The 9641-nt window shown below is 48.3% G+C and carries 10 protein-coding genes and 1 pseudogene; 8 read left to right on the top strand and 3 right to left on the bottom strand.

The window, feature by feature from the left end:
• Positions 1–242: 242 nt before the first annotated feature.
• The 7 genes and pseudogenes from RJ53_RS01450 to lysS all read left to right on the top strand — a co-directional run bounded on the left by RJ53_RS01450 (position 243) and on the right by lysS (position 6182).
• Complete coding sequence (locus RJ53_RS01450; protein WP_211529819.1) at positions 243–887, top strand: PGF-CTERM sorting domain-containing protein; 645 nt, start codon at positions 243–245, stop codon at positions 885–887.
• A gap of 98 nt (positions 888–985) precedes the next feature.
• Positions 986–1624, top strand: a pseudogene (gene cbiM / locus RJ53_RS01445) (cobalt transporter CbiM).
• Positions 1611–2084, top strand: coding sequence for a hypothetical protein (locus RJ53_RS01435; protein ID WP_211529816.1), 474 nt, complete (start codon positions 1611–1613; stop codon positions 2082–2084). The pseudogene cbiM and the gene RJ53_RS01435 overlap by 14 nt, the downstream one beginning before the upstream one ends.
• Before the next feature lie 25 nt (positions 2085–2109).
• A complete protein-coding gene (gene cbiQ / locus RJ53_RS01430; RefSeq protein ID WP_211529815.1) occupies positions 2110–2874 on the top strand; it encodes a cobalt ECF transporter T component CbiQ in 765 nt (254 codons plus the stop codon).
• Positions 2871–3782: an energy-coupling factor ABC transporter ATP-binding protein gene (locus tag RJ53_RS01425; protein WP_211529814.1), complete on the top strand. Its 912-nt coding sequence runs from the start codon at positions 2871–2873 to the stop codon at positions 3780–3782. The genes cbiQ and RJ53_RS01425 overlap by 4 nt, the downstream gene beginning before the upstream one ends.
• A 69-nt stretch (positions 3783–3851) precedes the next feature.
• A complete protein-coding gene (locus tag RJ53_RS01420) occupies positions 3852–4547 on the top strand; it encodes a TIGR00266 family protein (protein ID WP_211529813.1) in 696 nt (231 codons plus the stop codon).
• A gap of 126 nt (positions 4548–4673) precedes the next feature.
• Entirely contained in the window at positions 4674–6182 is a 1509-nt protein-coding gene (lysS, locus tag RJ53_RS01415; RefSeq protein WP_211529812.1) for a lysine--tRNA ligase, read from the top strand.
• Positions 6183–6189: 7 nt separating this feature from the next.
• Here lysS and RJ53_RS01410 read toward each other — a convergent pair whose 3' ends face one another.
• From RJ53_RS01410 to hxlB, 3 genes are read right to left on the bottom strand one after another with little or no spacing between them, the layout of a single operon-like run.
• Positions 6190–7221 carry a M42 family metallopeptidase gene (locus RJ53_RS01410; protein WP_211529811.1) on the bottom strand — a complete coding sequence of 344 codons (1032 nt, stop codon included), beginning with the start codon at positions 7219–7221 and terminating at the stop codon, positions 6190–6192.
• Positions 7222–7230: 9 nt separating this feature from the next.
• Complete coding sequence (locus RJ53_RS01405) at positions 7231–8325, bottom strand: pyridoxal phosphate-dependent aminotransferase (RefSeq protein WP_211529810.1); 1095 nt, start codon at positions 8323–8325, stop codon at positions 7231–7233.
• A gap of 10 nt (positions 8326–8335) precedes the next feature.
• Positions 8336–8938: a 6-phospho-3-hexuloisomerase gene (hxlB, locus tag RJ53_RS01400; protein ID WP_246495917.1), complete on the bottom strand. Its 603-nt coding sequence runs from the start codon at positions 8936–8938 to the stop codon at positions 8336–8338.
• Positions 8939–9035: 97 nt separating this feature from the next.
• Here hxlB and RJ53_RS01395 point away from each other — a divergent pair, with 97 nt between their 5' ends.
• Positions 9036–9389 (top strand): DUF1622 domain-containing protein, encoded by a 354-nt coding sequence (locus tag RJ53_RS01395; RefSeq protein WP_211529809.1) that lies wholly within the window; start codon positions 9036–9038, stop codon positions 9387–9389.
• Positions 9390–9641: the final 252 nt, after the last annotated feature.

The following is a 9641-nucleotide window of genomic DNA, read 5'->3' as shown; positions in this document are numbered from 1 at the left end:
TCCTGCCTGTTAGATCGTGAAATACATTCACCCGAATCATCCTGCAACAATAGATACGATTATAAAAATATCCTATTATTTTTTCTGCGTTGGGAGTGTCATCTTCGAGCAGAAAAAATAGAATTCTCCGGCATCATGATAATGCCTATGATACAATCTAATATGCCATAGACCAAACGCAACTTTTTTTAATTTTACGAAACAATAGTTTTGTAGATCATCACGATCTATGGTGTTGACCAATGAAACACACTATCTTCAACGTACAAGCCATGTTCATGGCACTGCTCGCTGTTGCACTCATCTGTATGCCGGTATCGGCTGATCAGGAAGCAATCGAAATTGAGGTTGCTGAAGTCATCGAACATGCTGATGACCTTTATGACCTCTCAATGGTATTGTTGGCCGAGACCAGAGTCATCAATAAGGATGATACTATCAGTGATGAGATTAAAGAGGTATCAAGGACTATCCACAAGGCCGCTCATGAGCTTGAGCATATCGCGGAGCATCTTCAGGAAAACACCCTTGAGCTTCAGCCCCTGATCAGAGATCCAGACACCAACAGAACGGCTATAGACAGAGTGATTGCAGATATCGAAGAAGATATCGGAGATTTCCTCGAAATCCTTGGTAATCAGCATGATAACATCCATGACCTGGAGCATGTTGTTCCCGCATCACACAAAGAACATGCCGAGGGCGTCCATAATACCGCTCACCAGGCAGAGCGTGATGCGAAACATATGCTGATACATACATCTGCACTCACCGCTGCCCTTGATGTACCGGCCGCATCTGCATCGAAGCCTGCAGAAAGCCCCGGTTTTGGATTTCTTGCTGCTCTTGCCGGCATTGCAGCAGTAGTGTATGCACGACGTTCCTGAATCCAACCAGGTGGGAGGACCAATTCCCCCACCCTGGATATCATCTTTTTCGGATAGAAATTGTATGAATAATCTGGTAATAATAGGAGAGTAAGAAGATGCATATCTCAGACGGTGTTCTCCCGATGCCGGTTATCGTCGGCGGATGGCTTATCACCATTATTCTTCTGGGTGTCACTCTCCGCTGGGCTGCCCGCCAGGGCGATATCGCAGCAGAGATACCAAAAGTCTCGGTGATGGCAGGCGCATTCTTCGTCGCCTCTCTCATCCATATAGACATTCCGCCATCAAGCGCTCACCTTATCTTAAACGGACTCGTTGGAATCGTCCTTGGTCCACTCAGTTATATTGCCCTCTTCATCGGGCTCATTCTTCAGGCACTCCTCTTTCAGCATGGCGGCATCACCGTCATCGGAGTGAATGCCGTAATGATCGGAATTCCAGCACTCATCTGCTATCTTGCATTTCTCTTCGGTGCTAAACGGGAACTGCCATTATCGCTTGCAGGAGGATTCTGTGGTGGATTTGCAATAATTCTGACAATGCTTCTCCTCGTTGGTGTCCTTGTCATATCCGGTGAGTAGTTCTATGCCATCGCCGGGGTGCTCGCCGTCGCCCACCTGCCGATCATCATCGTTGAGGCGATTGTTACAGGAGCGGTTGTCGGATATCTTGCACGAGTCAAACCGGAACTGCTCCGCATCCCATTTGGAGGAAAAAAAGATGAAAAGAGATAAGCTGATACTGGTCGGGCTGATCGTGCTCCTTCTCTGTACCGCATGTATTGCCCCGGTATCTGCCCACAGAGCCTTCGTTGGCGCATTTATGACGGGCGACATCCATGATGACGTTATGATCAGGGCATGGTATGAAGGAAACACCCCGATGGCAGATGCCAGGGTCACCATCTATGCAATTGAAGACGGCATAGAAGAGATCTACATAGAGGATCTCACCGATGGACAGGGCTTTTATGCCTTTGAACCAAAATGGAGGGTGACAGAGTATGAGATCGTCGTTGAACATACCGGCCATCGTGCACGAATGACCCTGGATCTTGAGTCCGGAGAATCGATGACATCCCCAGGCAATGAGATCCCACTAGCTGCGCGGATCATTGCAGGGTTTGGGTATCTCCTCGGACTTGCCGGGTTCGCGATGATATATACTGCCCGGAAGATGCAGAAGAACAATTGAGGATCACCAATCAGGATGGAGGGGCATGCACTACCCGGATATTGACAGATATGCAACATTAAACTCCCCCATCCACAATCTTGAACCACGGGTAAAGATTCTCTCTTTCACCATCCTCATCTTTTCAGTAGTCTTTGTCCTGAACATTCAGGCAGCCCTTCTCGGGCTTACAATGGCAGCTATCATCCTCATCATCTCCCGTCTGCCGATCAGTTTTATGATCAGACGTTCAAAGGTGATTTTAATATTCATCCTTCCAATTCTCCTTCTGATGCCGTTAACGGTATCAGGGACATCCCTCTGGTCAGCAGGACCGATCACCTTCTCTGAGGAGGGGCTCTCACTCGCTCTTCTCATAACGATCAGGGCCCTCGCTGCTATTACCCTCGTTCTCACTCTGCTTGGGACCCAGAAGATCGAGACGACGCTCAAGGCACTCTCACTCCTCAAAGTGCCTGGTGTCATCATTCAGATGCTCTTCTTCACGTATCGCTATATCTATGTCATAATGGATGAGTTTCTTCAGATATGGAGTTCGATGCGTTCCAAAGGATATGCATTCAGACTGAACAGATATGGGCTCTCCATCATCGGCAACCTGATCGGAATGCTGCTTGTAAAAAGTTATGAAAGGGCTGAACGGGTATATCGGGGGATGGAGGCGAAAGGGTATCGTGGAAACCATATATCATCTGCACCTTTCACAATACAGGCTACCGACTATGGCGCAGGTCTCCTCCTCATCGCTATTGCCGGAGCACTGCAGGTATACCCACTGGTGATAATTTGAAAGAAGCTGTAACCATTCGTAATCTCAACCATCACTACCCTGATGGAACCGTATCACTCGAAGATGTTTCCCTGACAATCAATGAGGGTGAAAGGCTTGCCATTATAGGGCAGAACGGGGCAGGAAAGACGACTCTCTTCCTTCATCTGAATGGTTCGATTAAAAGTACTGAGGATAATGTACTCATCTTCGGGGAAAATGTCAGATATATGCCGATAGAGAAGAGAATCGAGAAGGTCGGTGTTGTCTTTGCAGATCCCGATGATCAACTCTTCATGCCGACCATCTATGATGATGTGGCATTCGGCCCGACAAACATGGGACTGCCGCATGATGAAGTTGAGCGTCGTGTCAGAAACGCACTTGAGACAGTCGGCCTTATCGGGTTTGAGGACCGCGTCCCTCACCATATGAGTTATGGAGAGAAGAAGAGGGCGGCACTCGCCGCGGTCCTTTCGATGGAGCCCCGAATCCTCATCCTGGATGAGCCGACTGCAAATCTTGACCCAAAGAACCGTTCCATCCTGATCAGCCTCATCAACAGACTCAACAAGGAGAAGGGGATTACGACAATTGTGGCCATGCATGATGTCAATGCGGTCTCCCATCTTGCAGACCGGGTTGTTGTGCTCAACACCACCATCGTGGCAGACGGAGATGCCCACACCATCTTTTCGGATGGGGAGCTTCTAAAAGCGAATAATCTTGAAGCACCTGAGATCTATAAACTCTTCAGGATTCTTGATTGTTATGGCTATACATGCTGCCATCAGCATCCCCTATCTGCCATCGATGCACCTCCTGCATTTGATGCATCGCTTGATGCAAACGGTGGGAGCATTCACCTCCGGAAAAATAACTCGACAGCTGATGAAGTACAGAAAGTGATGGATACCTTCGAATATTAGGAAGAGAGTCCAACAATGCCCGGATAGATTCATCATCTTCTGCGCAGATACTAAGATGGTGAATAGTCGATGAGATATGAAATTCGTTACAAGCCCTCTTTTTCCCTTCTCGTCGTCACCCTCGGGCCAGGTGAGCGGATCACCGCCGAAGCCGGTGCGATGACCTATATGCATCCATCCATTCAGGTATCAACACGAAAACGGGAAAAAAGCCTCCTGGGATCTATCGGGCTTGCCCTCCTGGGCGGCCAGAGTTTCTTTGTTACGGATTACATTGCGGGTAATGAAAGTGGGGAGGTCGCCTTAAGTGCTGCACCCCTCGGAGATATTGAGACGATTTCTATCGCACCCGGTAAGGGATTCATTGTTCAGAAATCCTCGTATCTTGCCGCAGAACAGGGCGTTAATCTGGATCTCAAGTGGGAAGGATTCACAAAGGGGCTCTTCGGACAGGGTCTTCTGATGATAAAAGTCTCTGGTGAGGGGACGCTCTTCATCAATACATTTGGCGCAATCGATAAACATCTGCTCAAGCCGGGGGAGAAGATGATCGTCGATAACTTCCACCTCGTCGCCTTCAGCGATACCTGCCAGTATCGCGTGATGAAGTTTGGAGGTCTTAAAGAGACGCTCTTCTCCGGAGAAGGGCTTGTCACAGAGATTACCGGGCCTGGGGAGATATATATTCAGACCAAAAACGTACGGGAACTCGCCGAGATGATCTGGTCAATCATTGAGCCGAGAGTTCAGGCAAAATCCCGATAACAAATCTTTTTCTCCTGCAGTAAACCCTCACAGCTTAATATTCTTCAATACCATTCTATACGGACTTACACATTCCGGGATCGTATACCATCCTGAATGTAACCGAAAAAATCAGAGGATGTACTCATGAACGAAACACCCGGCCTGAATTTTGATGAACAGAAAGTACAAAAACTCAGGGAGTTACAGGAGAACGGAGTCACCGTCTATCCCTGGAAGTATGAGCGAACTGATCTCGCAAGCCAGATCCATGAGAAATTTCCGGATATCGGCCATGAGAAGAGTGAGGAGGCCGTATCTGTCGCCGGAAGGCTCTACACGAAACGATCTCATGGGAAGACCGTCTTTGCAGACCTTGGAGATGGAAGTGGCAGGATACAGCTCTATATCAGGAAAAATGACCTTGGAGAGGAAGCATTTACGTTCTTCTCCAAAAATATCGATATCGGTGACATCGTCGGTGTCCGTGGTCACATCTTCAGAACAAAGGTTGGAGAGGTCAGCATCTGGGTCGATGAGATCACCCTCCTCTCAAAGGCGATCTGCCCTCTCCCTGAGAAGTACCATGGGCTGACAAAGGTCGAGACCCGGTACCGGCAACGGTATGTTGATCTCATCACAAACGAAGAGGCTCGGGCAATCTTTCATCTGCGGAGCAGGATGACCGGCAGGCTCCGGGCATATCTCAATGATCGCGGGTATATGGAGTTTGAAACACCGACAATCCAGCCTATCTATGGCGGTGCAAATGCCCGGCCCTTCACAACATACCATAACTATCTCGAACAGAAGCTCTATCTCAGAATCGCCCCCGAGCTTTACCTGAAACGACTCATCGTGGGTGGATTTGAGAAGGTCTTTGAGATAGCAAAAAACTTCAGGAACGAAGATATCGATACCCATCATAATCCCGAATTTACGATGGTCGAGATGTATGAGGCATACGCGGACTATCATGATATGATGAAGCTCACCGAGGATCTCATATCAACAATTATCAGGGAGACGACGGGATCAACAGAAGTCACATTTGACGATCAGGCCATCAGCTTCGAGACACCATGGAAGCGGATCTCAATGGAAGACGCCGTCAGGGAGGCCGCAGGTATTGAAATCCATGCTCACTCTGTCGATGAGCTCCGGACCATCGCAGAAGAGCATGCAATTGATGGAAGAGAGAAGGCAACAACACAAGGTGAGTACCTCGCCCTCTTCTTTGAGCATTTCGTCGAAGATACGCTCATTCAACCGACATTCATCTATGACTTCCCGATCGAGAACTCTCCCCTTGCAAAGAAGCATCGAACAAAACCTGGATTCACCGAGCGTTTTGAACTCTTCGTAGCTGGAATGGAGCTTGCAAACGGTTTCTCTGAATTAAATGACCCTCTCGATCAGAAGGAGCGGTTTGAAGAGCAGGATGCAAAGCGGCAGAAGGGTGATCTCGAGGCGCAGATGATCGATTATGACTTCATTAACGCACTCGGCTATGGCATGCCTCCGACGGGTGGCGTCGGAATTGGAATCGACCGGCTTGTCATGCTCGCAACCGGGCAGAACTCCATCAAAGAGGTCATCCTCTTCCCATCGATGAAACCCCAGAAGCAGAAAGAAGATGATATTGAAGAGGCGTAAAAGCCCTTCACGGTTTTGTTTTTAGCGTCTCACAGAGGAGACGCACAGCATTCTCAATATCCTCACCATCGACCACCTCGACCGGTGAATGGATATATCGTGATGCTATCGAGAGTGGGACGCTGGGTATTCCACCACGCTCAAGGTGAATGATCGTCGCATCAGTATTTCCACCGGTTCCGACCTCAATCTGATGGGGAATATCTGCCACTTCGGCACTTCTCCTCAGCCATCGAACCATCTTCGGATCAGAGATGAGACCTCGCCCGCTTGCCGAGACGATGATGATAACCGGCCCCTTCCCCATCTCAATGCTGGCATCCTTCTTCTCGATCCCGGGGTGATCACCAGGAATCGTCACATCGGTTGCGATGGCACAGTCAGGATTGAGAGCATAGGCGCTGGTCTTTGCCCCTTTCAGCCCGACCTCCTCCTGGACGGTAAAGACTGCATAAATGGTATGAGGTGTTTCAACCTGCTGGAGGGTCCTGATAAGCATGGCAACACCAACCCGGTTGTCAAACGCCTTCCCGGTGATCCGCTTTCCGGCGAGGGGCTTCACCTCACGGTCAATTGTGATCGGAGTGCCTATCTCGATTCCAAGATCGGCGACCTCTTCAGCAGTTGTCGCACCAACGTCTATGAAGAGATCTTCGATCTTCATCTCTTTCTTCCGCTCCTCCTCCTTCATCATATGGGGAGGCTTCCCTCCAAGGACGCCGGTAACCTGCCCCTTCGTGCCATGAAGAATCACCCGCTGGGCATAGAGGGCAGGGGTATACCATCCGCCGATTGGAACAAACCTGATAAAGCCTCGATCATCGATATATTGGACCATGCAGCCGATCTCATCCATATGGGCTGCGATCATAACTGAGAAGTCCCCCCCTTTCTTAATAGCGATCAGATTTCCCATTGCATCTGTACTGAGTTCATCTACATACGGCTTGATCTCAGAAGAGATGATATCAACAAGATTCTCTTCAAATCCTGATACACCATGTGCGTCAGATAGACGCCTGAGTAGTTCCATAACCATGATAATCACTTAAATTAATTTTTGAATTCTTGTTAGGGCGGCATTGAGCATATCCCGTGATGCTGCATAGCTGAAGCGTGCATACCCCTGACCATTCTCACCGAATGCAGGTCCTGGAACGATGATGACACCGGCCTGAATGATCGACTCGATGAGATCCTGATCCATCGGGACGAAGAGGTAGAAGGCACCTTCGGGGAGGGGAAATTCAAAGCCCATTCTCTTCAGGCCACTTGCAAGGAGATCACGCCTGGCATGATATTCATCGCGCATAGCAGTGACGACACGCTGATCTCCGGTATATGCGGCTAAAGCTGCATACTGCGAGATGGAGGTTGCACAGGCAAGAATATATTGATGAACTTTCAGGCATTCATCGATGATCTCCTGTGGGGCAGCAAGGGAGCCGACCCGCCAGCCGGTCATTGCATAGGTCTTGCTGGCGGCATTAATGGTGATGACATTCTCACCATACCGCCCTGCACTATAATGTGTAGCACCATAGATGAAATGTTCATAGACCTCATCGGAGATGACGATGACACCCTGATCGTCCGCATACTCAACAATACCCCGGATCGTCTCCTCAGTCTCGACCACCCCGGTCGGGTTGGCCGGCGAGTTCAGAACAATCGCCCGGGCACCATCCATCGCTTCGAAGGTCGCATCCAGATCGATATTGAGATGGTCATCAAGTGGTACCGGTGAGGGGACACCGCCTGCAAGCTCTGCAAGAGCTCCATAGGATACAAAACCCGGATCAGAAAAGAGCACCCGATCCCCTGCATTGATGATCGCCTGCATTGCGATATGAAGTGCCTCACTTGCACCAGCAGTGACGATAATCTCAGAAGGTGCATACGAAAGACCATTTTCCCGCTCAAATTTCCTGCTGAGGGCTTGCCGCAACTCAGGTATTCCAAGATTCGGAGTGTACCCGGTTCTGCCCTCCTGTATCGCCTGAATGGCTGCCTCCTTGATATGAGCAGGAGTGTCAAAGTCGGGCTGTCCAAGCCCGAGGTTAATCGAGTCCGGCCCGGCTGCTTCAAAAAGCTTCCTGATGCCGGATATCTCGAGGTTCGAAACCCGTTGTGCAAACTGCATCGTCTTTTCCTCACTCGATGTTTGTGTGGCGTTTCTTCAACTCTCCCTCATCGGTGGCGGTGATCTCCATCAGCCGGGAGACGAGCGCATCTGAGAAGATCATTGCTGTCGTCTCGAAGATCGTGCCGAGTGGTGCAAAAGACTTGTGTTCACCCATCATCTGCCGGATCTCATATTCATGAGAGTCGTCTGTCACCGCATCCCGCTGGCTCTCGATGACGACGATGGAATCTGCGATCTTTCCGATCCGCGAATCTTTGTTTGAGGTGATCAGACCAACTTTAGCACCGATCTCCTTTGCAGTCTCAGAGATATCCGCTACTGTCTTTGTATTTCCGGATCCAGAGAATGCGATGATCATATCAGATGGCTCAATTGCCGGTGTGATTGTTTCACCAACGACATAGGATCGCAGTCCGAGATGCATCAGCCGCATCGCAAATGCCTTTGCAACAAGACCGGAGCGACCGGCACCCATCACATAGACCCTCTCTGAAGCGAGTATCTCCCTGATGAATGATTCCACCTCATCATCCTCGATCATATCTGCAATTGTTCTCACCTTCGAGGCCATCAGCCGCATCATATCCTGTACGCGTCCCTTCGTATCCATAACATTACCTGACTATTCTTCTGCCCCAACATACATGAGAATATCTCATGAGATGGAATCGATAGTCTTTATATTTACATGTGATGATCTCATTTGTATGGAATATCTGACCTGGTTTATCTCGATTTTTATCCTTATTTTTGAACTAATGGGCGCCATCATGATCGTATATGGGGGAGTACGTGCCGCCATTGGAGTCGTCCTGATCGAGGTGATACATCGAACAAATATATATTATAATACAGTACGCATTGATTTTACAAATAAGTTGATATTCGGGCTTGAATTTATCATTGCGGCTGATGTTCTTGCGACTATCCTCGCACCTTCGATTGAGGATGTTCTCCTGCTTGGGGCGATTGTTGCGATCAGGACCGTTCTGAGTCACTTCCTCCTCAAAGAAGCAACCGATTACACAATGAATGATGTCTTTCTGTTAAAAAATGAGTGAATAACGAGTGATTTTTTTATAAATTAAAATAAATTCCTACGAAATATTATAATTTTTTTAGTTATATTTGAATCCAGCCATACCACATAAATTTTACTATATATTATATTATTAAATTTTAGAGTAGACATATTTATGTAGATTTGTATGTAGATAAAAAAATGTAGATTATCATATCCATATTAAAATGTAGATTTAAAAATGTAGATTTGAAGTAGATTATAGTATGTAGATATTAATGTAGACTATACT

The organism is Methanocalculus chunghsingensis, assembly GCF_018132105.1.
In the GTDB taxonomy this organism is placed as follows: Archaea; Halobacteriota; Methanomicrobia; order Methanomicrobiales; family Methanocorpusculaceae; genus Methanocalculus; species Methanocalculus chunghsingensis.
The sequence above is the reverse complement of the archived record's forward strand: the minus strand, read 5'-3'. Positions and strand labels throughout refer to the sequence as shown.